Annotated in this window: 21 protein-coding genes; 12 read left to right on the top strand and 9 right to left on the bottom strand. The window is 62.0% G+C overall.

Annotated features, from left to right (window positions below; translation table 11 throughout):
- Positions 1-65 precede the first annotated feature (65 nt).
- Entirely contained in the window at positions 66-593 is a 528-nt protein-coding gene (locus AB6N07_RS22510; RefSeq protein WP_370675275.1) for a hypothetical protein, read from the top strand.
- A 68-nt stretch (positions 594-661) separates the two neighbouring features.
- Here AB6N07_RS22510 and AB6N07_RS22505 read toward each other — a convergent pair whose 3' ends face one another.
- From AB6N07_RS22505 to AB6N07_RS22480, 6 genes are all read right to left on the bottom strand, one after another.
- A complete protein-coding gene (locus tag AB6N07_RS22505) occupies positions 662-1339 on the bottom strand; it encodes an HAD family hydrolase (protein ID WP_370675274.1) in 678 nt (225 codons plus the stop codon).
- A 61-nt stretch (positions 1340-1400) separates the two neighbouring features.
- Positions 1401-2900: an AMP nucleosidase gene (locus tag AB6N07_RS22500; protein WP_370675273.1), complete on the bottom strand. Its 1500-nt coding sequence runs from the start codon at positions 2898-2900 to the stop codon at positions 1401-1403.
- Between the two features lie 159 nt (positions 2901-3059).
- The gene (locus AB6N07_RS22495; RefSeq protein ID WP_370675272.1) at positions 3060-3695 is read right to left on the bottom strand and encodes a GNAT family N-acetyltransferase; all 636 of its coding nucleotides are present in this window, start codon (positions 3693-3695) and stop codon (positions 3060-3062) included.
- Between the two features lie 84 nt (positions 3696-3779).
- On the bottom strand, positions 3780-4478 hold the full coding sequence (locus tag AB6N07_RS22490; protein WP_370678303.1) for a TerB family tellurite resistance protein: 699 nt from the start codon (positions 4476-4478) through the stop codon (positions 3780-3782).
- A 122-nt stretch (positions 4479-4600) separates the two neighbouring features.
- Positions 4601-5173 (bottom strand): histidine phosphatase family protein, encoded by a 573-nt coding sequence (locus tag AB6N07_RS22485; protein WP_370675271.1) that lies wholly within the window; start codon positions 5171-5173, stop codon positions 4601-4603.
- A 22-nt stretch (positions 5174-5195) separates the two neighbouring features.
- Complete coding sequence (locus AB6N07_RS22480; protein ID WP_370675270.1) at positions 5196-6359, bottom strand: benzoate/H(+) symporter BenE family transporter; 1164 nt, start codon at positions 6357-6359, stop codon at positions 5196-5198.
- Between the two features lie 668 nt (positions 6360-7027).
- On the opposite strand from AB6N07_RS22480, the gene AB6N07_RS22475 reads away from it, so the two are divergent.
- The 3 genes from AB6N07_RS22475 to AB6N07_RS22465 all read left to right on the top strand — a co-directional run bounded on the left by AB6N07_RS22475 (position 7028) and on the right by AB6N07_RS22465 (position 11510).
- Positions 7028-8083, top strand: coding sequence for a porin (locus tag AB6N07_RS22475; RefSeq protein ID WP_370675269.1), 1056 nt, complete (start codon positions 7028-7030; stop codon positions 8081-8083).
- Positions 8084-8302: 219 nt separating this feature from the next.
- Positions 8303-10744, top strand: coding sequence for a BON domain-containing protein (locus AB6N07_RS22470; RefSeq protein ID WP_370675268.1), 2442 nt, complete (start codon positions 8303-8305; stop codon positions 10742-10744).
- A gap of 154 nt (positions 10745-10898) precedes the next feature.
- Positions 10899-11510: a hypothetical protein gene (locus tag AB6N07_RS22465; protein ID WP_370675267.1), complete on the top strand. Its 612-nt coding sequence runs from the start codon at positions 10899-10901 to the stop codon at positions 11508-11510.
- A 76-nt stretch (positions 11511-11586) separates the two neighbouring features.
- Here AB6N07_RS22465 and AB6N07_RS22460 read toward each other — a convergent pair whose 3' ends face one another.
- Genes AB6N07_RS22460 through AB6N07_RS22450 form a run of 3 tightly spaced genes read right to left on the bottom strand, consistent with a single transcriptional unit; the run spans position 11587 to position 14782 of the window.
- On the bottom strand, positions 11587-13122 hold the full coding sequence (locus tag AB6N07_RS22460; RefSeq protein WP_370675266.1) for a DHA2 family efflux MFS transporter permease subunit: 1536 nt from the start codon (positions 13120-13122) through the stop codon (positions 11587-11589).
- On the bottom strand, positions 13119-14267 hold the full coding sequence (locus tag AB6N07_RS22455; RefSeq protein ID WP_370675265.1) for an HlyD family secretion protein: 1149 nt from the start codon (positions 14265-14267) through the stop codon (positions 13119-13121). The genes AB6N07_RS22460 and AB6N07_RS22455 overlap by 4 nt, the downstream gene beginning before the upstream one ends.
- 5 nt (positions 14268-14272) lie before the next feature.
- The gene (locus AB6N07_RS22450; protein WP_370675264.1) at positions 14273-14782 is read right to left on the bottom strand and encodes a MarR family winged helix-turn-helix transcriptional regulator; all 510 of its coding nucleotides are present in this window, start codon (positions 14780-14782) and stop codon (positions 14273-14275) included.
- A 293-nt stretch (positions 14783-15075) separates the two neighbouring features.
- Between AB6N07_RS22450 and rpsB the strand changes: the two genes are divergently transcribed.
- The 8 genes from rpsB to rseP all read left to right on the top strand — a co-directional run bounded on the left by rpsB (position 15076) and on the right by rseP (position 22713).
- Entirely contained in the window at positions 15076-15861 is a 786-nt protein-coding gene (gene rpsB, locus AB6N07_RS22445) for a 30S ribosomal protein S2 (RefSeq protein ID WP_370675263.1), read from the top strand.
- A gap of 229 nt (positions 15862-16090) precedes the next feature.
- Complete coding sequence (gene tsf, locus AB6N07_RS22440) at positions 16091-17017, top strand: translation elongation factor Ts (RefSeq protein ID WP_370675262.1); 927 nt, start codon at positions 16091-16093, stop codon at positions 17015-17017.
- Between the two features lie 200 nt (positions 17018-17217).
- Complete coding sequence (gene pyrH / locus AB6N07_RS22435; RefSeq protein WP_370675261.1) at positions 17218-17934, top strand: UMP kinase; 717 nt, start codon at positions 17218-17220, stop codon at positions 17932-17934.
- 81 nt (positions 17935-18015) lie between these two features.
- Entirely contained in the window at positions 18016-18579 is a 564-nt protein-coding gene (gene frr, locus AB6N07_RS22430) for a ribosome recycling factor (protein WP_370675260.1), read from the top strand.
- Positions 18580-18635: 56 nt separating this feature from the next.
- Positions 18636-19394, top strand: coding sequence for an isoprenyl transferase (locus AB6N07_RS22425; RefSeq protein WP_370678302.1), 759 nt, complete (start codon positions 18636-18638; stop codon positions 19392-19394).
- Positions 19391-20254: a phosphatidate cytidylyltransferase gene (locus tag AB6N07_RS22420; RefSeq protein ID WP_370675259.1), complete on the top strand. Its 864-nt coding sequence runs from the start codon at positions 19391-19393 to the stop codon at positions 20252-20254. Before AB6N07_RS22425 ends, AB6N07_RS22420 begins: the two co-directional genes overlap by 4 nt.
- Before the next feature lie 5 nt (positions 20255-20259).
- Positions 20260-21468: a 1-deoxy-D-xylulose-5-phosphate reductoisomerase gene (dxr, locus tag AB6N07_RS22415; RefSeq protein WP_370675258.1), complete on the top strand. Its 1209-nt coding sequence runs from the start codon at positions 20260-20262 to the stop codon at positions 21466-21468.
- 135 nt (positions 21469-21603) lie between these two features.
- Positions 21604-22713, top strand: a complete 1110-nt coding sequence (gene rseP, locus AB6N07_RS22410) for an RIP metalloprotease RseP (protein WP_370675257.1) — start codon at positions 21604-21606, stop codon at positions 22711-22713.
- The last annotated feature ends 151 nt before the right edge of the window (positions 22714-22864 follow it).

The raw sequence follows: 22864 nt of genomic DNA, 5'->3' as shown, positions 1-22864 counted from the left end.
TGCGTGGCCAGCGGTAAATGCCTAGTATTGCTTCGATTTCATGAAGGGCGAGGTTTAATTTCTCGATGCTGAAGTATCTTCTTGTCGCTGGTTTTCTTGCGCTCGTCGGACCGGCCAACGCTGCCGATGCCACAACGCCGGTACATGCCATTATGGACGTGGCAACGGCACTTTGGTCCAACACCGACGGTGAGGTGGGCGACTATTTCGACGAAGCCCACATCGGCAACTTCAGCAAGAACACGCGGTCCCTTTATACCGAGGCGACCAAGCACCCCGCCTATGACACGGAAGATGGGGTGGGCAGCCCCTTCGACTATGATCCGATCATCCTCGGGCAGGATGGTTGCCCGTTGGAAGGCCTCACCCTTCAAGTCGGGAAGACGGACGGAGCGGCCACCGATGTCGTCGTCCGTTTCAAGCGTTTCGCCTGCATGGAGGACGCCTCCGACGAGGAGCGCAACGCTGTTTCAGAACTGCACTTCCGGGTGATTTCGGAAGGAGGCCGGCCGGTGATCGCCGACGTCGTCTCGGGGGAGGGGAGCGACCGCTATTCGCTCGTCGAAGCGCTGAAGGAAATTCAGGCACAATGACACCGACACTTGATCGAGGCTTGTGGCAAGCGAACGATCAAGTGTCAGTCAGTGTCACGAACTGCCATTCAAACGCCTCGACCGTCCCAGCTTCCCAAAGCCTCGATCACGGCGAGAATATCGGCGTGCCGGCGAACCACCGTTTCAGCGCCGGCGTCCATCAGGGCCTCGGCATGTCCTGGCCAAGAGTGTGCCCCACCGGTAAAGCCGATCGCTCGCATGCCGGCGCGTACGGCGGCTGTGACTCCGGCAAACGAGTCTTCGATGACGATCGCTTCGGCCGGGTCGACCCCGAAATCCTGGGCAGCATGGAGGAAGACGTTGGGGTCTGGCTTGCCTTTTCGAGTTCCAACTTCGCCTGCCGAGAACACGTAGGGTTTGAAACGGTCGTAGAGCCCGGCGCTGGTGAGCGCCCGCTTGAGATAGGCCGAGTCTGCGTTGGAGCCGATGCAACGCGGACCGTCGAGCGCATCGAGCAATTCGGCGGCACCGGGCACCGCCTTGACGTGCACGATGCGCCGATCGAATTCCGCCTGGATGCGCTCCTTGATGCGGCCGCTAACCGGCAGTCCGGTCTCTTCGGACAGAATCGCTTCCATCTCACCGCTGGCGAGGCCCGCGAAGCGGGACGTCACTTCATCGGCGGTAATGGCGAAGCCCTCCTCGTTGAGCACTTCCGCGGTAACCGCGGAGGAAATGATCTCGGAATCGATAAGCACGCCGTCGCAGTCGAAAATAGTGAGCATCAGATAGTCCAGGTTCGGTTCGGCCCGACAGGGCCGGAGCTTGAGTGGAAATGGCGGGAACCTATTGGAAGGCCGTTTCCATGAAGGAGCGCAGCTTGCGCGAATGCAGCCGCTCCGGTGCCATGTCGCGCAGTTTCTCCATCGCGCGGATGCCGATCGTGAGGTGCTGGCTGACCTGTCGCCGATAGAAGGCACTCGCCATGCCCGGCAGCTTCAGTTCGCCATGCAGGGGCTTGTCGGAGACACAGAGCAGCGTGCCGTAAGGCACACGGAAACGGAAACCATTGGCGGCAATCGTCGCCGATTCCATGTCGAGACCGATGGCGCGCGATTGCGAGAAGCGCTGCACGGGTTCGCGCTGGTCGCGCAGCTCCCAGTTGCGGTTATCGATGGTGGCAACGGTGCCGGTGCGCATGATGCGCTTGAGTTCGAGATCCTTGAGGCCGGTGACCTCGGCGACCGAGCCTTCGAGCGCCACCTGGATTTCGGCCAGCGGTGGAATCGGGATCCACAGCGGCAGATCGGCGTCGAGCACATGGTCGTCGCGCACATAGCCGTGGGCAAGCACATAATCGCCGAGTGCCTGGCTGTTCCTGAGGCCGGCGCAGTGTCCGAGCATCACCCAGGCATGCGGACGGAGAACGGCGACGTGGTCGGTGATCGTCTTGGCGTTCGAGGGACCGACGCCGATGTTGACAAGCGTGATGCCGGAGTGGTCCTCGCGCACCAGATGGTAAGCTGGCATTTGCGGCAGGCGCTGAAGTTCCTCGCCCTCGGTCGGGGCTGATTCTCCGAGCGGTGTCACCTGATTGCCCGGCTCGACGAACGCAATGTAATCGCTTTGGCCGGAAGCCATCATCTCGCGAGCACGGGCGGCGAATTCGTCGACATAGAACTGGTAGTTGGTGAAAAGCACGAAGTTCTGGAAGAACCGCGGCGAGGTTGCCGTGTAGTGCTGCAGACGGTGTAGCGAGTAGTCGACGCGCGGGGCGGTAAACGGGGCAAGTGGCAGAGGGTCGCCGATCTTAGGATCGAGCGTGCCGTTGACGATGGCGTCGTCGGTCACGGCGAGATCGGGCACATCGAACATGTCGCGCAATGGACGCGGCAGCGTGTCCATCAGCGCGCCCTCGACATAGGCTCCCTCGTAAAAGGCAAAGTGCAACGGGATAGGCAGCGAACTTTCGCCGACTTCGATCGGCGCGTCGTAGTTGCGGATGATCACCGTCAGCTGGTCGACAAGATAGGCGCGGAACAGTTCGGGCCGCGACACGGTAGTCTCATAGACGCCGGGACCACTGAACTGGCCGTAGGAGAGACGCGAGTCGGCGCGGCCGTGCGTGTCGGTCGACACTCGGATGAGGGGGTAGTAGGCGCGAATGCGCCCATCGGGAACGGCACCCTGTACCACTGCCTCGAAGGACGAGCGGAGGAAAGCGGTGTTGCGGGCGTAGATCTCGACCAGACGATCGACGGCGGCTTCAGCGTCGCGGAAGCTCGTCATGGGAAGGCGTGGAGGACTATCAATGAAAACGGGAGCCGGGCGCTCGGATGCGATCATGTCGGTCTCTTGCGGTACGTGCCCGTCAGGTTGCACACCCTCGGGCTAGTACCGCAAGGTCAATACCACAAGATGACGGCGAAGAAAGTCCCGTTTGTTCGGTGCGCGGGACAATCGCCTGAAAGGCGCGCCAAGCCAATCCCGGCGGCAGACGCCTCCTCAGCCAAGGTCTGGGCGGCGGCCATTTCGGATCATCGGGACATGCGGACCGGCGCTTTCGTCAAGTCGCCCGAGAAGGCGAACATCATCATGCACCTCGACGGCGCGGGCGTAGGGCGCAAAACCCATGTGCATATAGAAGGGCAGGGCCTGTGGACTGTCGAAATGGCACGTATGCAGCCAAAGACGCTTCATACCCGGTCGCCCAAAGGCAAGGTCGATCGCCTCATCCATCATCCAACCGCCAAGGCCGCTGCCGACTGCGTCCGGGACCAGGCCGAAGAAGGAGATCTCTGTCTCATGCGGCTCGGAGAGGTCCATTTCGACGATCCCCATGCGTCGACCATCCTTCACGGGGCACCACGAGCGCATATGCGGCGCGGCGAGCTTGGCTTCGAGCTTCTCGCGCGACATCAAAAGGCGTGAGCTCCACAGCCACTCCCAGCCGATCTCCCGGTAGAGATCGAGGAAGGCGCTGGTATCCCAGCGGTCGATGGGCTCCAGCACATAGCCGGACGGTGCCGGACGGCGCGGCTTTTCGGGGCGCTCCTGCATCTCGAGAAACGTGACGAGATTCGCTAGCTTGCCAGGAGCGAGGGGGTGATAGCCGTCGGGGAGAAAGGATGTGTCAGTCATGGCTTCCGTATTTAGCGGAAGCGCCCGCAGGCCGGAAGGGTGGGCATTCGGAATCCGAAGACGAGCCGAATAGTTTGTCGACCTTTACGCCGCCTGCCGGGTGATGGCGCTATAGGCGGCATTGATGGTGGCCACCCGTTCTGTGGCGACGCGAATGAAGTCGGCCGGTAGGCCGCGCGCCTGAAGGCGGTCGGGGTGATGCTCGGAAACGAGCCGTCGCCAAGCCTTCTTCACCGACTCGTCGTCGGCGCCCGGTGGTAGACCGAGCACGGCATAGGGGCAGCGCGCATCCTCGCCGACGTGGCGTGCGAAGACGCGATGGAAAGCCGCCTGCGGCAGTTGGAAGATGGTCGCCACCGTCTCGAGGAAAGCGAGTTCAGCCTCGTGCAGGCTGCCGTCTGCGGTGGCGATCACGAACAGACCATCGAGGATATCCTCGAGCGTCTCCACGTCAGTCTCATAGAGTGCGTGGATCCGTTCAGCATAATACTCGTAGCCGGCGATGTCCTGCTTGGCGAGATTGAAGAGGCGAGCGACGTGGCGCTTTTCTTCCGGCGGCACCTGGAAAAGCCGCTCGACAACGGCCACTTCATCGGCGGTGACGACACCATCCGCCTTGGCCATCTTGGCAGACAGCGCGATCATGGCAGAGGTGAAGGCGACCCCGCGGCGTGCTTCTGGCGACAGCGTTTCACGCAGCACGTCGACCACGCATTGGAAGACGCAGGTAACCGCATCGGGAATGCGGGAGATGACGGCTGAGAATTGCTGCCAGAAGGTCATGATGGAGGAACCATACGGCATAACCACTATCCTGGCGAGGCCGGAGGCGGCCGATCACGTCCTTAACACTAGGATTTGACCGGTTCGGTCAATGAAACCACCTGCCGGCAGGGTGTACTCGGTCAGGGCGCCGGCACAAATTCGATGTGCCCGCCGTCGAGCCGGAAATAACCATCCTGCGACACGGGCAATGCTAGCATTTCTTCGTGTCCAAGGCCGGCGTGAAGGCCTCTCACCAGACGGCTGATGACGCCGTGGGTAATGATGACGGCTGGCGACTCCGCCTTTGCGTACCACGCGCCGACGCGGGCGAGCACGACGTCGAGCGTCTCTCCGCCCGGCGCCTGGAATTGCCAATCGATCGGGCGGATGGATTGGTCGCTGCCGAAGCGAGAAAGAATGTCCTCTCGCGTCAGCCCTTCCCAGTCGCCGAAATGCACCTCCATCAGGTTTGGCTCTTCGACGATATCCATCGCCAGTGATCGTCCGATCAGTTCCGCCGTGGCGCGGGTGCGGCCGAGCGGACTGACGTAGGCGCGGATTGGTTCCGCGCGTAAGCCAATCTCGCCGGCAAGCGCCTTGCCAATGCGTGTCGCCTGGTCGCGGCCAAGGTCGGTGAGTGGCGAATCGAACTGCCCCTGGAAGCGGGCCTCCGTGTTCCAGATCGTTTGGCCGTGTCGTACCAGATAGAACATGCGAGGGGTCCAGTGCGGTCTGTCAGGCGATCCTGACGCGGTTGATGAGGTGAACGGCGATGCCGGCGATCAGCCCCCAGAAGGCGCCGGGGATGCCGAGGAATCCAACACCGGAAGCCGTTACCAGAAATGTGACGACGGCCGCTTCGCGCGTTTCGGGCGCCGATAGTGCCGTCGACGTGGAGGCGCCGAAGGCTCCAAGCAGCGCAAGGCCAGCTACCGCCTCGATGAGAACGGGCGGCGCGGCTGCGATGAAGGCCGTGGCGGCACCGGAGATCAGTCCGACGACAACATAGGCCACGCCGCAGACGACGGCCGCCCAGTAGCGGTTGTGTCTATCGGGGTCTGCGTCCGAGCCGGCGCAGAGAGCCGCGGTGATGGCCGCGAGATTCACCGCGTGGCCGCCAAACGGTGCTGCGAGAAGGGTGAAGGCGCCGGTGTTCCGCAGGATGGGGCCGAACGCCGGTCGATAGTCGTTGGCGTTCAGCACGGCCATGCCTGGGATATTCTGCGCCGCCATGGTCACGACATAGAGCGGCAACGCTGTACCAATCAGTGCGGCGAAGCTGAAATGAGGAACAATAAGCAGCGGCGCTGGCACCAGCCCGGCCGTTACGGCTTCTGGAATGGGTGTTGTCAGAGCGATAATAATGGCGGCAACGATAACGGCGGCCGGTACGGCTAGCACCTTGCGCCAGAGGCCGACGATAAGCCACGTCAGCACCACGGCAAGTCCGGCGACCGGCGAGATGGCCACCGCTTTTACTGGTGCGAGGCAGAGCGTCAGCAGCACGCCGGCCAGCATCGCCGAAGCGATTGGCGTCGGAATGGCAGCGACCGCCCGGCCGAGTGGTTTGACGACGCCCGACAGCATCAAAAGAGCGCCGGTGATGAGAAAGGCCCCAACCGCATAGGAATATCCGCCAGCAACGGCTCCTGAAGAAGCAAGGAGAGCCGCGCCCGGGGTCGACCATGCCACTGAGATCGGCATGCGGAACCTGAGGCTGAGAAGGATGCCGGAAAAACCCATGGCAACGGTGACAGCCATCAGCCCAGAGGCAACTTCAGCAGGTGATGCGCCCGCGGCTGATAAACCGCGCACGACGACGGTAAAGGCGCCGCCGAACCCGACAAAGGCGGCAATCAGGCCTGCGGCAATGGCGTGCGGCGAAGGACGGGACGACATGGGGTGATTCCGGAGAAATGTTTTGGACGAGCTGCGCCATCCAATCGGAAAGATCCTCTGCCATCAAGCCCCAGGGCTCCGACGGCATCGCTCATCGGTTCTGACGCGAGGTGGCGTCTTGAAGCCAGTCGCTCGATTCTCTTTCGCCTTGGCGTCCCTTGCTCTGCCGATTCCCCTAGGAGAGATTCGTCGTCGGTGAACGGTCCGCTTGGCTCCGTGGCTGTGGAAAGCTCGTTTGCTCCCTAGCCGTTTGGTTATGAGTAAGTTCCCTGGGGTCTGTGGAAAATTGACGGATGCTAATGGGTTGGAAACCGACAATTTCCTTTTGAAGCAGCATCTTAACCCTTCATTAATCTTCGTATTGCCGGGGGTAGGGAGGGGAGTGACAAAACTGCAACATGGATTTTCGATTAGCCGTCGAGGGCGGATTGCCAGCGTCTTTACCGTTGAAGACCGGCTCAGGATCGGCCATCACTATCACCGTGAGATTTCGGGAGACGGAACTCACCGCCAAGTGAAGTCGATCTGCCTGGGGTGGTTAGGCGGCGGACCAAGGCGGCAAAGAACCGGAACCGGTTCCACGCCAGAGATGATAACGGTCAGGCCGTTTGTTGTCAGGCAGGGAAGGGTTCTTTCTCTAGATGACTTTTGGAGGTCAGGAAATGAACATGAAGACGCTGCTCGGCACCGCCGCCGGCCTGATGGTCGCCACGGGCGCTTACGCCGCCGACCTGCCGGGCGATGCTGCTCCGGCCGCTGTTGACTACGTGAAGGTTTGCGACGCCTACGGCGCCGGCTTCTTCTACATCCCCGGCAGCGAAACCTGCCTCAAGATCAAGGGCCGCGTCCGTGCTGGCGTGACCTACACCAACAATGGTGGCAGCACGAACAATGCTGCTGACAACGTTGCTCTCCGCGCTGATGCCTACGTTGGCTTTGATGCCCGCACGGCTTCGGACCTCGGCACCGTTCGTTCGTACTTCGAAATCGAGACGAACTCGACCAACGGCATCAACCTCAGCCAGGCCTTCATTCAGGTCGGCTACGTGACGGTTGGTCGTCAGGACGAAGTCGCCGACGGCGACGGCCTCTATGGCATCAACGACTCGACCTGGGGCCCCGGCGACTTCACCGCTGTCGGCGCCAGCGTTCTGGTTGACAACCTCGGTGGTGGCTTCTTCGTTGGCGCTGGCGTTTACAGCAACGACGACAGCAACAGCCGCCCGACCATCTGGTCGGCTGGTTCGCAGGCTGGCCTGCAGGCTTCGGGTATCGTCGGTATCACCGGCCAGTCCTGGGGTAGCTTCGACGTGTCGGGTATCTACCGGACCTATGATCACGACGATAACGACATCTTCGGTGTCAAGGCGACTGCCAACCTGAAGCTCATCGACAAGCTGTCGCTGCGCGCTTGGGCTGCCTACACGGATGGTGGTCACGGCACCCGCCTGACCAACCTCGCTGGCAAGGCCTCGGATAACATCACCGATCTGGCTCTGGCCGCTTCGTATCAGGTTACCGATCCTCTGGCTGTGTACGCCGGCGTTCGTTACCAGATGGTCGATGCTTCGACTGCCAGCGCTGCCGATGACTTCATCTACGGCAACCTCGGCGTTGACTACGCTCTCGCCCCGGGCCTCAACCTGCAGGGTGAAGTTGACTACGGTTCTCAGGACGACTGGAACCAGTTCACTGCCGTTACCCGCCTCGTTCGCGTGTGGTAATATCATTCCCTTCGGGGTTTGAGGAAAAGGCCCGGCTTGTCCGGGCCTTTTCTATTTGAAGACTGCTGGTCTTGTGTCACTGGCCACGACTTTTTTTGCCTTATTCGTCATTTGTTTGGCGACTGTGCTCCCCGGGTAATTGCTTTTCGCAATTGCCATTTCGTATTCTTCTTTCCGCGAACGGACGCGGTGGACGTCCGGGCTTCCGGAGACGGGAAGATGGTTCGCTGGCAGATCTCGGCGATACTCGGAGTGGCTGCGGCGGTTGCCGTCACAGCGGCGGCACTTATTACCAAGAAGACAGACATCTCGATCGATCTTGGAACGCGTAGCGGGCAGGTATTGGCCGGTGAAGCGACCAGCTGGGCGTCCGTCGACATTCGTGGTCGTGACGTTTATCTCCGGGGCGATGCGCCGTCGGAAGAGAATCGCCAACTGGCGATAGAACGGTTGGGCCGGCTTTACGGGGTCCGTATGGTCGATGCCTCCGCGGCCGGGCTGTTGCCCGAGATTCGCCCTTATGTCACGGCGCTTGAGCGCAATGGCGATACGGTTGTCCTGACAGGCGCCGTGCCATCGCTGCCTGACAGGGCGCGTATTCTCGGCGCCTTGGCGACCGCGGCGCCAGGGCTCGGCGTTGTCGATCATAGCCTCTTGGCGCGTGGCAAAGCCGACGATCGCTATTTTGACGTTCTGCGCCCTCTCTATGGCGTGCCGGCTCTCCTTTCGCATGGCAAGGTGACGCTGACCGACAAGGCTGTGGCCGTCGCGGGTGAAGCGATCAGTAACGCTGCCTACGATCGGTTGAAGACGTTTTCGCCCGCGCTGCCGGAGGGCTACAGCTTGGCTGTGAGCGTATCGCGGCCGCTGGCCTCGCCTTTTGTCTGGTCGATTGACCGCGACGACAGTGGCGTTACGGTTTCCGGCTTTGTGCCGGATCCGGCAACACGGAATACCCTGCTCGACGTTGTTCGACAGGCAATCGGACCGCGTAACGTATTCGACAATCTCGATTATGCATCAGGCGCGCCGGATGGCTTTGCCGAAACTGCCGCCGCGGCGGTGGATTATCTTGATCTTTTGGCCTCGGCGCATATCGCGCTCAATGACCATGTGCTTGTCGTGTCCGGTCGAGCTGCGAGCCCGGAGGCTTACCGAACGCTCAATGCCTATCTCGAGACCTGGAACCCGCCGGGTTTCGTCCTTCAGAAGTCCATTGCCCTGCCGATCGTCGAGCCCTTCACGCTGGCCATCTCCAAAAGTCATGGCCGCGTGACGGTTACCGGCTTCGTGCCAACGGACGATGCGCGGGGCGATATTGCTGATGCGGCCCAAGCTGTTGCAAGCAATAAACCGGGCGATAGCGAGCCGGTGGTCGAGACGACGCTTGCCGATGGTGCCCCCGCCGGGTTCGACAAGGCCGCCCAGTTTGCGATCGGCCTTCTTGCCAAGCTTGATGAGGGGACCGCGCTCTTGTCGGGCACTCATCTGACACTGTCGGGAGCAGCGGCGACATCGGGTGATTTTCTCGAGCTGGAAGCTGCCATCGCCAATCCGCCGGCCGGCTACGATGTCGGCAATGGCGTCACTCCGCCAATGATCACCCCTTATGTCTGGTCAATGGTCAAGGACGCCGACCAACTGACCATTGCAGGCTCTGCCCCGTCGGAAGCCATTCGCGGAGCCATCCGCGCGGTCATCGACGGCTCGTCGAACGATCTCGGCCTCGTCGATCGGTCTGGTCTCGGCTCGGGTCTTGATCCGGCCATCGACCTGGTCGCCGTGGCACGTAAGGCGGTGGCGATTCTGACCGAGCTCGATTCTGGCGAAGTGCGCCTCGTTGGCAATGCTCTGTCCGTGACTGGCAAGGCGTCGACGACGGAAGGGAGCACGACGATCGGGACCGAACTTGATGCCCTCCCGACTGGCGTCATAAAAGGAAACATAGAGATCTCGGCGGCGACCGCGTTTCGCTTTTTCGTCGAACGCGGGCTCGATACCGTGACTCTCGATGGCGATCTTGCGGACGACGCTATGCGCAAAGCGTTAGCCGCGGCCGCCGACCGGGCATTTGGCAAGGCCGACATTCTCGATTCGTCGGAGGTGGCCAAGAGTGCCCCGGCAGGCGCGCGCGACGCGGCCTTGTTTGCGATCCGCGCCGCTTCGCTTCTCGCCAAGGGCAACGTCAGTATCGAAGGGACAGTCATCAGAGTAACGGGCAGCGCCTTCACGGCCGTTGGTGCGGCGCGCCTGTCCTCCGAGCTCTCGGCGGCGGTACCCCCTGGCTTCAGTTTGGAGATCGCTGTCAACGCCATGCCGGCTGAGCCGCCGCTCGAGGCTGCCGCCTGCGCAGAAGCCATTGGAGCGGTGCTCCTTCGAACGCCGGTTCGCTTCGACGACGGTGCTGCCACGGTTGCTTCAGACAGCCGCGGTGTGATTGACCGGCTCGGAGCGTTGGCGCTCCGCTGTCCCGCGGCCCGTTTCGTGCTAACCGCGACGGCAAGTGGCGCCGACGCAGCTCGCGCTCAGACTCTCGGCGAGGCGCGTGCCCGCAGCATAGCGGGTGTCTTTGCGGAGATTGGCATTGATCCCGCTCGGCTGACGGCTAATGGCGCCGCCGGCGTGGCGGACGGACTTTCCGTTGTTTTGGCTACGCCGTGATCAGGAGGTCGCGATGCTTTATCTCGCTATCACGCTCTGGCCTTATCTTTTGATCGCCTTCGCAGCCGGGTTGATCATCGGCTGGTTTGGCTCCGATCGCATCGAGACCTAACCTCTTAGATCGTCGATTGCTTTCCTTCCTGTGGGATTCACCATGGCCATTCTGATCATCGAGACCTTCCTCCTGACGGCAATAGCCGTTGGTGCCGGCGTTCTTGTTGGCGTCCTGGTCAAGCAGTGGTTTGGTCGCCGTACGGTCGGCAACGAGCGCCTGACCGAGGTGATGGCCGCCGCCGCCGAAGCGGAAGAGGGTTACGCGATCGACAGCCGAAAGACCGAGGAGAGGCAGACCCCGCCATTGGAGGAAATGCCCGAACCCGCGATACCCGTTCAGGCCGAATTTGAAGCGGAGATTGCGGGACCGGCGGTTGCCGAGGTGTTGACCGGGCCTGCCGCCGAAGTTTCCGCTGGGCTTGATCGCATCGCCGCCGCCGATCGGTTGGGCGAACGGCCGCCTGCTTTGCCGGGAGCCCGCTCAGGTATCGCCGACGATCTTCGCCGTATTCGTGGCATTGGCCCTCAGAATGCGACACGACTCAACGCGCTCGGTATCTATCATCTCGATCAGATTGCCGCTTGGACGCCGGCCGAGGCGCGTTGGATTGGCGCCTATCTGGCCTTTCCCGGTCGCATCGAGCGCGAGGACTGGACCGGTCAGGCAAAGGCGCTGATATCCGGCGATGGCGCGGAGAGCGCCGAGGTTTGATCTTTCTGTTGCGTTGAGGGGCTGGGCACAGGCTCCGAACACCCGTTTTGCTGAAGTCGAGGCAAGGGAGACTGCTTTATTCCGCGTCTGGGATTACGGGTCCTTGCGGCACGGTCTTCGGTTTGCGAAGCAAGAACACCAACGGCAGCGCAGCGATCGACACATACATCATCAGCTTGAAGTCATCGACATAAGCAATCATCGTTGCCTGAAGCGTTGTTATCTGGTCAAGGATTGCGACAAACTGGCTGGAGCCGGTAGTCATGCCAACCGCATGGGCTGTCGCGTTGAGGCCAGGCGAGAAGGCTGTCAGCCGCTCGCCGAGCACGGCGTGGTTGACCTGGATATTCCGGGTTAACACCACCGATACAACGGAAATGCCGATCGACGAGCCTATGTTGCGCACGAGGCTATAGAGCGCGGCGCTTTCGGTTCTGAGCTGCGGGGGTAGTGTTGCAAAACCTACCGTCGACATCGGCACGAATACGAGGCCGAGTCCGAAGCCCATGAGTATACCGCTGTGGATGATGGGCCATGAGTCCATGTCAGCGGTAAAGCCCGTCATCTGCCAGAGCCCCCAGGCGGTCAATCCAAGCCCGACCACGATGATGAGGCGAGGATCGACGATGCGCAATAGGCGTCCAACCAGGAGCATGGCGATCATTGTACCGATACCGCGCGGTGCCAGAACAAGGCCGGTGGTAACCGTCGGATACCCCATGATGCGCTGCAGAAGCGGCGGCAACAGCGCGGTGGTCGCAAGCAGAACGACTGAGACCGAAAAGCTGAAGATGCTGGCCGCGACGTAGTTCCGGTCGCGGAAGATCTGGGGCGGAATGAAAGGATGTTCGGCTGTTGCCGAATGAATGACGAAGCACCAGAGCGCTGAAACGGCCAGCGCTGTTTCGAGGATGATTTCAGGCGAGGAGAACCAGTCGAGTTGTTCACCGCGATCGAGCATCAGCTGCAAGGCGCCGACGAATAAGCCGAGAAAGGCAAAGCCGACGAAGTCGAAAGACCGGGGATGGCGCGGCGAGGCCGGCATGGCAAAGGCGATGCCGAAAAAGGCGAGCAGGCCAACCGGAACATTGATGTAGAATACCCATCGCCAGTCGAAGCTGTCGGTCAGCCAGCCGCCCAGCGTTGGTCCGAGCACCGGTGCTACCATGATGCCGGCGCCCCATAACGCCATCGCCTGCCCATGCCGCTCGCGCGGATTGATGTCGAGCAGGACAGCCTGCGACAACGGGGCGAGCGAGGCGCCGAATACGCCCTGAAGCACGCGAAACGCCACCATCTCGGTCAGGCCGTTCGCCAAGCCGCACAGGCAAGAGGCGAGCGTGAAGCCGGCGACCGAAATGAGGAATAGCCGGTTTCGGCCGATAGTATCCGCCATCCAACCGGTGAGGGGCATGACGATGGCCGAGGCGACGATATAGGAAGTCAGCACCCAGTTGATGGTGTCCTGCGCCGCGCCGAGGTTGCCTTGCATCGACGGCAGGGCAACGTTGGCGATCGTCGTGTCGAGCACCTGCATGATCACCGCCAGCATGGTGGCAAGTGACAACAGGCCGCGATGCGGCACATTGGTGAGATCGGCGGCGGCTGTCATTTGATCGCAAGCTTTTCCGGCGCGGAAGCGATCCCCAGCGTGTCGAGAGCCGTGCGAAGGAAGGCAGGGAGTGGCCGGATGAAGCCTGTGTCGACATCCACGCCGACGCTGAGGCCAGCTTTCAGCGGCATCGAAGTTGGCTCGTCGAGGGCGATGCGGACGGGTATGCGTTGCACCACCTTCACCCAGTTGCCCGTAGCATTCTGGGCAGGAAGCAGTGAGAAGATGGCCCCGGTGCCGCCGCCAAAGCTTTCGACGTGGCCTTTGATCGTCGTGTCGGGGTAGGCATCGAGCGTGAGTTCGGCCGCCTGCCCGCGGCGCATGTGACCGAGGTCGGTCTCCTTGAAATTGGCCTCCACCCAGGCACTGGTGGTGTCGATGATGGCCATTACCGGGCTGCCGCTGGCTATGTACTGACCGATTTGCAGGTTGCCCACCTGACTGGCTGTGCCGATGGTCGGCGCACGAACAAGGGTGCGCTTGAGATCGAGCCGGGCGCTGTTTTGCGCGGCCAGAGCGCCAAGCACGGAGGGATGCCTGTCTGTCTCGATGTCGGCGTTACCACCGAGGGCGACAAGGGCATCGGTCACGCCTTGGTCGGCCACGGCCACCGCCTGCTGCGCAAGGTCGAGTTCATGGCGGGCGCTGTCGTATTGCGCCTCAGTGTTGTTGCCCGTCGTCCGGAGCTTCTCTTGCCGGCCGAATTGCACGTCTTGGAAGGCAAGAGTATTGCGCGCCGTGTCGGCTTTTAACTGAGCGTCTTTGAGACGCGTGCGCAGTTCTTCCACTTGCAGACGGGCGAGCGCCACGGCGCCATCGGCCTTCTCGAGGGCGATTCGGTAGGTGGCATCGTCGATACGGAAAAGAACGTCGCCGGGCTTCACCGCCTGATTCTGGCCTACAAGCACCTCGGCGATACGTCCCTCCACTTCGGGTGCAACCAGCACCTTGTTTTGCTGCACATAGGCGTTCTCGGTGGAAGCCCAGCGGCTGCCGGTTATCCAATACCATCCCCCCGCCGCAACGAGCGCAAGCGGTAGGGCCGCCATCAGAGGATAACGGATGAAGCCGCGCTGGCGTGATCGGCGGGCGCGGGTGGCCGGAGCGGAGGCAACGGGAGGTATCGTGTCTTGACTATCGGACATTCTGATCAGTCTTTCTGGTCCGGCGTGGTCCGGGCAGCTTCGATGTCATTGGTTGGAACGGGAAATGGCGCCGGAGGTTCCTCGCCGGTAACGGCGAGAAGGTTGGCGTGTATATGGCCGAGCAGCCGGGAAAGGATGGCCTCCTCTTCCGACGTAATGCCGTCAAGGGCTTCGCTGAACAGCGCCTGCGCTGCCGCCTTCATACGTTCGAGCCCGGGGCGCGCCGCCTCGGTCATGTGGATGAGCCGGGCGCGGCGGTCGTTAGGGTCGGGCCGACGCTCTACGAGGTTGAGCGCCTCAAGGCGGTCAACCATGCGGCAGATGGTGATCGGCTCCACGCCAACGAGATCGGCGAGGGTCGCTTGATTGATTCCCTGCCGCTTGGCGACGCGGGCGAGCACTTGCCATTGCGCGCGCGACATACCGGTTGTCTCGGCGAAGCGGTCGAAACGCTTCTTCACGAGGCGGTCGATCTCGTGGATCAGACCTCCGACGGTGGGAGTCCAATTGCTCATGCGATGAGCGTATATAGTAAGCGTGCTTATGATGATAGATGCATATCGTGAGCTACGTAAACTCACAGTAAGCTTGATGCGATAGACCTGATACCGCCGGATCGTCGGAAAAGGCGCGTTTCAGCCCAACCAGCCATGTTGGCTCTTGCCATGCCGGGCTGTTTCCCCTATATCCCGCGCCATTCCACACGCGGGGGCCGCGGGTGCGCTTTGGCGTTCCCTCCGGTCGGTTTGGGCAAAGTTTGCCCGGCTGATTCCCTCGCGGAGGCCAAACCGGAAAAAGGTAATATCCCATGGCTCTTCCCGAGTTCACCATGCGCCAGCTGCTTGAGGCCGGCGTTCACTTCGGTCACCAGACGCATCGCTGGAACCCGAAGATGAAGTCCTACATCTTCGGCTCGCGTGCCAACGTCCACATTCTCGACCTCGCCCAGACCGTTCCGCTGATGCACCAGGCGCTGAAGGCGGTGTCCGACACTGTCGCTCGCGGTGGTCGCGTGCTCCTGGTCGGCACCAAGCGCCAGGCCCAGGAAGAGATCGCTGAGGCAGCTCACCGCTCGGCCCAGTATTATGTCAACAGCCGCTGGCTCGGTGGCATGCTGACCAACTGGAAGACCATCTCCGGTTCGATCCAGCGCCTGCGCAAGCTTGATGAGACGCTCAACTCCGAGCAGTCGGCTCGTCTCACCAAGAAGGAGCGTCTGGTGATGACCCGCGAGCGCGACAAGCTGGAGCGCGCGCTTGGTGGTATCAAGGACATGGGCGGCACGCCCGACCTGATCGTCGTCATCGACACCAACAAGGAAAAGAACGCCATCGACGAGGCGCGCCGCCTGGGTATTCCGGTTGCCGCCATCCTCGACTCCAACAGCGATCCGGATGGCATCACTTTCCCGGTTCCGGGTAACGATGACGCTGGCCGTGCCATCACCCTCTATTGCGACCTGATCTCGCGCGCTGCCATTGACGGCCTGTCGCGCGCCATGGGCGCCATGGGTGAAGACATCGGTGCCGCCGAGCAGCCGATGGACGAACCGGCGCTGGCCGATGTGGCGGCCGCCTCCGAGGCCACCGCCTGATCCACGCTTCGGCGGTATCTTGCCGACGCTTTTAGGGCGGGTCCTCGAAGGGGTCCGCCCGACCTGTTAGGAAGCCCGCCTGTTGGCGGGCGGTTTGAATCGCGAATGCCAAGCCGGTGTCGGGTCGCCGCCAAGGGCTGCCCCTCATCCGTTCATCGGCCCGTCAGGACGGGTCGCTATTAATCCGGTTGCGGGCGTTCGAGGTTTCACGAGAAAAGACGAGGGTCACATGAACATTTCTGCCACACAGGTGAAGGATCTCCGCGAGAAGACCGGCGCCGGCATGATGGACTGCAAGCACGCCCTGGCCGAGAACGCCGGCGACATCGAAGCTGCCATCGACTGGCTGCGCGCCAAGGGCCTCTCCAAGGCTGCCAAGAAGGCTGGCCGCGTCGCTGCCGAGGGGCTGGTTGGCGTTGCAACTGGCGACAAGATCGCCGCCGTCGTTGAGGTCAACTCCGAGACCGACTTCGTCGCTCGCAATGAGGCCTTCCAGGCGCTGGTGCGTGCCGTGGCCGCCGTTGCCGTTGACAAGGGTGGCGACGCCGCCGCCATTGCTGCCGCCACCTACCCGGGCAAGGCGCATTCGGTCGAGGCCGAGGTCAAGGAACTGATCGCCACCATCGGCGAGAACATGGGCTTCCGTCGCGCCGCCGCTCTAAAAGTGTCGGCCGGTGCTGTCGCCACCTATATCCACTCCGCCGTTACTGACGGCCTTGGCAAGATCGGCGTCCTCGTCGCGCTTGAATCGACCGGCAATGTCGATGAGCTGATCAAGCTCGGTCGCCAGATCGCCATGCACGTCGCCGCCACCTCGCCGCTGGCTTTGTCTGCCGAGGAGATCTCGGCTGATGTCGTCGAGCGCGAGCGCGCCATTTTCACCGAGCAGGCCAATGAGTCGGGTAAGCCGGCCGCTGTCATCGAGAAGATGGTCGAGGGCCGCATCCGCAAGTTCTACGAGGAATCGACGCTGCTGAAGCAGGCCTTCGTGATTAACCCCGACCTTACCGTCGAGGCCGCCGTCAAGGCCGCCGAGGCGACCGTCGGCGCGCCGATCAAGGTCACCGGCTTTGTGCGCTTTGCCCTCGGTGAGGGTATCGACAAGGGCGAGAGCGACTTCGCGGCCGAAGTGGCTGCCGCCGCCGGCCAGGGCTGAGCGTTATTTTGCCGTGATTCCGATGAGGGCGCCGACTAGTTCGGCGCCCTTGTCATGTCCGCGCATCAATCGCATGACTACAGGCGTGATTAAGCCGGTCATGGGGGTTTTCAATGGCGCCGATGCGCGTTAGTTGGAACGGATTGGGAGCCTTTCCTTTTCCTAGAATCACCTTTTCTCGCTAAGTCGGAGTTTTGCCCATGACCGAGCTCAAGTACCGCCGTGTCCTGCTCAAGCTGTCGGGTGAAGCCCTGATGGGCGATCGGGGTTTTGGCATCGATCCCAAGGTGGTCGATCGTCTGGCCGGCGAGATCGTCGAGGCGCATGGGTTGGGTATTCAGGTTGGTGTGGTGGTCGGCGGCGGCAATATCTTCCGCGGCGTTTCGGTGGCTGCCGATGGCGGGGATCGGACGACCGGCGACTATCTTGGCATGCTTGGTACGGTGATGAACGCACTTGCCATGCGCACGGCCATCGAGCGGCTGGGGGCCCCGGCTGTCGTGCTGTCGGCCATTGCCATTCCGGCCCTGTGCGAAACCTTTACCCAGCGTGAAGCGATACGGCACTTTGCAGCCAACAAGGTGATCGTCTTCGCGGCCGGTACCGGCAATCCGTTCTTTACCACCGACTCGGGCGCTGCGCTTCGCGCCGCCGAGATGGATTGCGATGCGTTGCTCAAGGGCACGCAGGTTGATGGTGTCTACACGGCCGATCCTAAGAAAGATCCTACCGCGCGCCGCTACGAACGCCTGACGCATCAAGAGGTTCTTTCGAGAAACCTGCAGGTCATGGACGCGGCGGCGATTGCTCTTGCCCGCGACAATAAGATTCCGGTAGTGGTGTTCTCCGTTCACGAGCATGGCGCATTCGTCAATGTTCTGAAGGGCAAGGGTGTCTGCACCGTCATTGACGGGTAACAACAGCAGGCGCCGGCGGCCCGCCGCTCATCCGTAGCGAAAGGGCCGTACGGTGCCGGTCAGTTCTGGAAGGTTGGCAAGATGGCCGAAGAAGAATACGACATCAACGACCTGAAGCGCCGCATGCAGGGCGCGCTCAGCGTCTTCAAGAACGATCTCGCCGGCCTCCGCACTGGCCGCGCCAGTGCGAGTCTTCTCGATCCGATCGTCGTTGTGGCCTACGGCAGTACCATGCCGCTCAATCAGGTGGCGACCGTGTCCGTTCCCGAGTCGCGCATGCTCTCCGTCCAGGTCTGGGACAAAAGCATGGTTCACGCCGTGGAAAAGGCGATCCGGGAATCGAACCTTGGGCTCAACCCGATCATCGAAGGCACCCTTCTGCGCCTGCCGATCCCCGAGCTCAACACCGAGCGCCGCAAGGAACTGGTGAAGATCGCCCATAGATATGTGGAGGCGACCAAGGTCGCCATACGCCATGTGCGCCGCGATGGTCTCGACGAACTGAAGGATCTTGAGAAAGAGGGCCTGATTTCCGAGGATTCTCTGCGCATCTATTCCGACCGCGTGCAGAAGGTCACCGACGAGGCAATCACCGAGGCGGACCGAATGCTGGCCGCCAAGGAACAGGAGATCATGCAGGTCTGATCCGAAACGGCGGGCTGGCGGATCTTCGGGCTTTTAGGGGGGGCAAAGCGGACATGATGCGGCTCGGATCGGTGCCGACGGAAAAGCCTCGGAAAGTGGGCTTGCCGCGCCATGTCGCGATCATCATGGACGGCAATGGTCGCTGGGCGCGCTCGCGTGGCCTGCCGCGCGCCGAAGGACACCGGCGCGGGGTCCAGTCGATCCGTGACATCGTCAGACACGCCACTGATATTGGCATCGAGTGGCTGACGGTTTTCGGCTTTTCGTCGGAGAATTGGTCGCGGCCGGCCGATGAGGTCAGTGAGCTGATGGGGCTCTTGAAGCTTTTCATCCGCCGCGATCTTAACGAGCTGAGACGTGGTAATGTTCGGGTACGCGTCATCGGCGGTCGCGACAATCTCTCCGGGGATATCGCCGGGCTCCTGATCGAGGCCGAGGAGAAAACCGTCGGTAATACCGGTCTCAACCTCGTCATTGCATTCAACTATGGTAGTCGTGACGAGATCGCTCGCGCAACACGAACCATAGCCGTTGAGGTGGCTTCCGGTCGTCTCAGGGGCGAGGATGTTACCGCGGACCTTATCGCAGCCAAGCTCGACACCGCCGGCATGCCCGATCCGGATCTGATCATCCGAACCAGCGGCGAGCAGCGACTTTCCAACTTTTTGTTGTGGCAGGCGGCTTACGCTGAATTTGTTTTTGTTCCGGATTACTGGCCCGATTTCGACGGAGCCGCATTTGATCGGGCGATTGACGAGTATCTTGCCCGTGAGCGACGCTTCGGTGGATTGCCGCAGAAGGGCGAGACCGTATGAGTGCGCCGACTCCCGCGCCCGGAAAGGCCGGCTCCGAGTTGATTTTGCGAGTGCTGTCGGCCATCGTGCTGGCCGCTCTAACCGTGGGAACGCTGTGGGCTGGTGGTTGGGTCTTCGCTGCGCTTTCCGCGGTTGCCGCCGTGCTGATCCTGCGCGAATGGATGGCCATGAGCGGACCGTTCGCCTTCCGTGCCGCTCCCTGGGCGCTGATGGCATTCCTTGCCGTCACGGTGATGATGGCCCGCGAGCAGCCGCTCCAGTCGCTTGCCTTTTCGGCCTTGGTGGCGGCAGCGCTGATGTTGGCGCGGGTCACTGAGCCACGCGTCGCCTGGTTGTCGCTCGGCGTGCTCTATGCCGGCGTGCCGGCAATAGCTGTGGTCGCTCTGCGCGGGGCGGATACGCAGACCTTCGCTTCAACCGGCGCTGTGGCGGTAATTTTCGTCCTCGCGGTCGTCTGGGCAACCGATACTGCCGCGTATTTCTCGGGCCGGCTGATCGGCGGGCCGAAGCTGGCTCCACGCTTCTCCCCAAAGAAGACTTGGTCGGGCGCAATCGGTGGCGCCGTTGCCGGTGTTATCGCTGGAAGTCTTGTGGTGGTGGCTGCGAATATCGGCTTCAGCGTGCCGGTGGCTCTGGTCGCGCTGTTGCTTTCGGTGGTAGGGCAGGCGGGCGATCTCGCTGAATCCGCCATGAAGCGACATTTCGGCGTCAAGGATTCTGGCGTTCTCATTCCGGGCCACGGTGGAATCATGGATCGCGTCGACGGCCTCGTGGCAGCTTTGGCCGTGGCCGCAGCCATCGGCCTCGGGCGCGACTGGCTTGCGGGCGTAGGCATTGCCGGCGGTCTCCTCATCTGGTGATAGCGATGACAGCGAATATGGACCCGGGCCCTGGTGCCGGCGGATCGGCGAGCCCGGCCCCGAGACGGCTTTCGATTCTGGGTGCTACCGGGTCGATCGGTCTCAACACGCTCGACCTGGTCTCTTCGGAGCCTGGGCGCTTTGAGATCGAAGCCCTCACCGCCGGGCGCAATGCCCGTGAACTCGCTGAACTCGCGGTCCGTTTCTCTGCCCGGATCGCTGTTGTCGCCGATCCCGCCGCCTATGCCGAGCTTCGCGACCGCCTCGCCGGGACCGGTATCGAAGTTGCGGCCGGTTCCGAGGCGGTAGCCGGCGCCGCCGCCCGTCCGACTGATATCGTCGTATCGGCGATCGTCGGCTTCGCAGGGCTGGCGCCCAGTCTGGCCGCGCTCGGTTCAACACGGATTCTGGCACTTGCCAACAAGGAGACGCTGGTTTCCGCGGGTCCCCTATTCCTGGGGGCGGCAACGCGCGCCGGCACGCGCATCCTTCCGGTCGACAGCGAACACAATGCCATTTTCCAGGTCTTCGAGGCCGAAAATGCCGACACTATCTCCGAGGTGATCATTACGGCCTCCGGCGGACCATTCCTGAGGACGCCAAAATCGGAACTGGCGGCGGTCACGCGCGAGATGGCGTTGCGGCATCCCAAATGGAGTATGGGGCCAAAGATCACCATCGATTCGGCAACGCTCATGAACAAGGGACTGGAGCTGATCGAGGCCTATCGACTTTACCCCGTCTCGGTCGACCAGCTTTCGATATTGGTCCATCCTCAGTCGGTGGTGCATGGTCTCGTTCGCTACAAGGACGGTTCTCTGCTGGCCGAACTCGGAGTGCCCGACATGCGCACGCCGATCGGCTACTGCCTCGCCTGGCCCGAACGTCGGCCGACGACGGTGAAGCCACTCGATCTTTCGGCGGTTGGGACGCTGACCTTTGAAGCCCCCGATCGCGACCGCTTCCCCTGTTTGCCCCTTGCAGAAGCGGCGATGCGACGAGGCGACGGGGCACCCTGCGTGCTCAATGCCGCCAATGAGGTTGCCGTCGAGGCTTTCCTTGCCGATCGCATCGCTTTCCTCGATATCGCCCGTGTCGTCGAAGCAACCCTCGGCAAGATTGATGGGGAGGGCGGTCTTATGGAGCCGGATTCGCTGGCCGAAGCGACGGAACTCGATGGGCGGGCTCGCAAGATTGCCTTGGCCTGCCTATAGTAGGACAGGGCGGAGCGTCCATTGAAGCGACATAGCAGCGTTCGGCGCCAAGTGGTGCCGCGCGCGCAGCGCGGAAAGCCAAGGGCCGGAAGTCGCCGTTGGCTGAGGCAAGCTGGATCACGAGAGGATGAGGCCTTGGATTTTCTCGCGACAACGGGCAGCACGCTGGTCGGGACAGTCATCCCCTTCCTGATCGTATTGACCGTGGTGGTCTTCGTTCACGAACTTGGGCATTTCTGGGTGGCGCGCCGCGCGGGCGTCACCGTCAGCGTCTTCTCGATTGGCTTTGGGCCAGAACTCGTGGGCCGGATCGATCGCAAGGGCACGCGCTGGAAACTGTCTGCTATTCCCCTTGGTGGCTATGTGCGTTTCATCGACGACGCCAATGCCGCCAGCGTGCCGGGCGAGAAGTCGTCTGATCCTGGTGCGTTTCAGTCGAAGAGCCTTGTTGCCCGCGCAGCCGTTGTCGCTGCCGGACCGGCCGCCAATTTCCTTTTTGCAATTGCGGTGCTAGCGGTCCTTTTTTATGCCTTTGGCAAACCGATGATTGCGCCGGTCGCCGGTACCGTCGAACCGGGGAGTCCTGCTGCCGAGGCTGGCTTTGTTGCCGGTGACCGCATTCTTGCGATTGACGGCGACCCGGTCGAAAGTTTTGCCGACATCCAGCGCGTCGTCATGTTGCAGAATGGCGTCGAACTGGCCATCGATATTGACCGTTCGGGCGATCGCTTGACGTTGCACGCGACGCCGCGCTCCCGTGAGATTGTCGATGGCTTTGGCGAGAAGCAGACCGTACCGGTTCTCGGCTTGAGGCAGACCAATCCCACCGTCGAGCTGCGCAGCTTCGGGCCGCTCGGTGCGGTGCATGAAGCGGTGCGCGAGACTTGGTCGATCGTCGATAGCACACTGTCCTCGGTGGCCGGCATGTTCTCCGGACGGACATCGACGACGCAGATCAGCGGTCCTATCGGTATCGCTCGTGTCAGCGGCCAGGTTGCCGCGATGGGGCTTATACCTCTTATTAACCTTGCTGCCATTCTGTCGATTTCGATCGGTCTCATTAACCTCTTCCCAATCCCCATGCTGGACGGTGGACATCTGGCATTCTACGTGATCGAGGCGTTGCGTGGACGGCCGCTGCCGGAGCGGGCTCAAGAGATCGGCTTCGGCATCGGGTTTGCTATCGTCTTGGGACTGATGGCCTTTGGCGTACTGAATGATATCGCCAAGATCGCATCGGGTTAGGCTTCGCAAGTGACCTTCGGGTCACGCACGGCATGGAAAACGGCATTAGCCATGGCAAGGTCGCTTGCGCATCGTGGCAAAGACTGTAAAAACCTCTTGATCGGAATCTGTAATAAGGGTTCCCAATCGGCTTTGGCCGCAGAACTTCGGG

Source organism: Pleomorphomonas sp. PLEO (genome assembly GCF_041320595.1).
Classification (GTDB): Bacteria; Pseudomonadota; Alphaproteobacteria; order Rhizobiales; family Pleomorphomonadaceae; genus Pleomorphomonas.
Note: the sequence above shows the minus strand (reverse complement) of the source record. Positions and strands in the feature narration are given on the sequence as shown.

Coding starts and splice junctions, on each gene's coding strand:
- AB6N07_RS22510 (WP_370675275.1), top strand. CDS start 66: ATGCTGAAGTATCTTCTTGTCGCTGGTTTTCTTGCGCTCGTCGGACCG.
- AB6N07_RS22505 (WP_370675274.1), bottom strand. CDS start 1,339: ATGCTCACTATTTTCGACTGCGACGGCGTGCTTATCGATTCCGAGATC.
- AB6N07_RS22500 (WP_370675273.1), bottom strand. CDS start 2,900: ATGATCGCATCCGAGCGCCCGGCTCCCGTTTTCATTGATAGTCCTCCA.
- AB6N07_RS22495 (WP_370675272.1), bottom strand. CDS start 3,695: ATGACTGACACATCCTTTCTCCCCGACGGCTATCACCCCCTCGCTCCT.
- AB6N07_RS22490 (WP_370678303.1), bottom strand. CDS start 4,478: ATGACCTTCTGGCAGCAATTCTCAGCCGTCATCTCCCGCATTCCCGAT.
- AB6N07_RS22485 (WP_370675271.1), bottom strand. CDS start 5,173: ATGTTCTATCTGGTACGACACGGCCAAACGATCTGGAACACGGAGGCC.
- AB6N07_RS22480 (WP_370675270.1), bottom strand. CDS start 6,359: ATGTCGTCCCGTCCTTCGCCGCACGCCATTGCCGCAGGCCTGATTGCC.
- AB6N07_RS22475 (WP_370675269.1), top strand. CDS start 7,028: ATGAAGACGCTGCTCGGCACCGCCGCCGGCCTGATGGTCGCCACGGGC.
- AB6N07_RS22470 (WP_370675268.1), top strand. CDS start 8,303: ATGGTTCGCTGGCAGATCTCGGCGATACTCGGAGTGGCTGCGGCGGTT.
- AB6N07_RS22465 (WP_370675267.1), top strand. CDS start 10,899: ATGGCCATTCTGATCATCGAGACCTTCCTCCTGACGGCAATAGCCGTT.
- AB6N07_RS22460 (WP_370675266.1), bottom strand. CDS start 13,122: ATGACAGCCGCCGCCGATCTCACCAATGTGCCGCATCGCGGCCTGTTG.
- AB6N07_RS22455 (WP_370675265.1), bottom strand. CDS start 14,267: ATGTCCGATAGTCAAGACACGATACCTCCCGTTGCCTCCGCTCCGGCC.
- AB6N07_RS22450 (WP_370675264.1), bottom strand. CDS start 14,782: ATGAGCAATTGGACTCCCACCGTCGGAGGTCTGATCCACGAGATCGAC.
- rpsB (WP_370675263.1), top strand. CDS start 15,076: ATGGCTCTTCCCGAGTTCACCATGCGCCAGCTGCTTGAGGCCGGCGTT.
- tsf (WP_370675262.1), top strand. CDS start 16,091: ATGAACATTTCTGCCACACAGGTGAAGGATCTCCGCGAGAAGACCGGC.
- pyrH (WP_370675261.1), top strand. CDS start 17,218: ATGACCGAGCTCAAGTACCGCCGTGTCCTGCTCAAGCTGTCGGGTGAA.
- frr (WP_370675260.1), top strand. CDS start 18,016: ATGGCCGAAGAAGAATACGACATCAACGACCTGAAGCGCCGCATGCAG.
- AB6N07_RS22425 (WP_370678302.1), top strand. CDS start 18,636: ATGCGGCTCGGATCGGTGCCGACGGAAAAGCCTCGGAAAGTGGGCTTG.
- AB6N07_RS22420 (WP_370675259.1), top strand. CDS start 19,391: ATGAGTGCGCCGACTCCCGCGCCCGGAAAGGCCGGCTCCGAGTTGATT.
- dxr (WP_370675258.1), top strand. CDS start 20,260: ATGACAGCGAATATGGACCCGGGCCCTGGTGCCGGCGGATCGGCGAGC.